We start from the raw sequence: 1,206 nt of genomic DNA, 5'->3' as shown, positions 1-1,206 counted from the left end.
CATCTTTATTTAACGATTTTACTAGCTTTTTCATTTTATCTCTTTTTTGACACATTTGCCAAAGTGAGATGCACCCGGTACAGGAAAAATGGCGATCGTGTTATGGCAACCCCTTAGCGGTTATGGGGTAAACTGAGGATAGTCTTTTTGTTGCGGAGCGATCGTCTTCTGCAAGCTTCGCTAACGCACGACTTATGCTACTTGTCTATCCCAAAATTCCAGATAGTAAAAATTGCCCTAACGAACAATGTGTAGCTTTTGAGAAGTACGATGGCACTAATTTGCATTGGGTTTGGGAAGTTGAACTTGGTTGGTATGCTTTTGGTACGCGCCGCAGTAGATTTGATTTGGATGAGATGGGAATTGCAGAATTTAATGCTGCACATCCAGGTTTAGAAGAAGCACCGGAAATTTTTAAAAGAGACTTTGCTAGTCCCTTAGAGTCTATATTTCGAGAGAACGAACTGTATCACTGCCCTGAAATTACTGTGTTTACAGAGTTTTTTGGTGCTAACTCGTTTGCGGGAAGGCACAAAAAGGACGATCGCAAACAACTGGTGCTTTTTGATGTGGAAACCGAGGGCGGTATGGTTGTTCCCGATCGGTTTATTCAGGATTTTGGTAAATTAAATATTGCGCGAGTGATTTATCGCGGCAAACTGACGGGCAAGTTTATGGATGATGTTCGCAAGGGGAAATACGGTGTAGATGAAGGTGTTGTGTGCAAGGGAAGCCGCAATGCTAATAATCTGTGGATGGTGAAGATTAAGACTGATGCGTATATGCAGAGATTACGGGAAGCTTTTAAGGATGATTGGGAAAATTACTGGGAGTAATATCAAACTGATAAGTAGGTAGGCGTAAAAAAACCAAATCATGTTAAAATAAGTAAACACTCAAGATTTAATTTACAAAATCAACAAATATGGGCGCAGGTTTAAGAGTATTTCTCAATCAAGAAGAAGACCGAACACTATTTGAATTGAGAACAGCAACAACAGTCTCTCAGAAAGTAAAAGAGCGAGCGCAAATTCTTAGATTAAACTCCCAGGGGTGGTATATAGAGGAGATTGCAGCTCATTTTAAGTGTAGGGAGCAAACAATTAGAGAAGTAATTCATCGGTGGGTAAAAATGGGTTTGGGAGGATTATGGTCAACCAAAGGCAGAGGGGTCAAAGCCAAATGGAAAGAATCAGACATTGTTCA

2 protein-coding genes are annotated in these 1,206 nt (G+C 40.5%); both read left to right on the top strand.

Annotated features, from left to right (window positions below):
• Window positions 1-194 precede the first annotated feature (194 nt).
• Window positions 195-836, top strand: a complete 642-nt coding sequence (locus QUA00_RS36705) for an RNA ligase family protein (protein ID WP_333413495.1) — start codon at window positions 195-197, stop codon at window positions 834-836.
• Window positions 837-925: 89 nt separating this feature from the next.
• A partial coding sequence (locus QUA00_RS36700) for a helix-turn-helix domain-containing protein (protein WP_333413494.1) occupies window positions 926-1,206 on the top strand: 281 nt, incomplete at its 3' end.

It is taken from the genome of Microcoleus sp. T2B6 (assembly GCF_036700475.1).
In the GTDB taxonomy this organism is placed as follows: Bacteria; Cyanobacteriota; Cyanobacteriia; order Cyanobacteriales; family Microcoleaceae; genus Microcoleus.
Note: the sequence above shows the minus strand (reverse complement) of the source record. Positions and strands in the feature narration are given on the sequence as shown.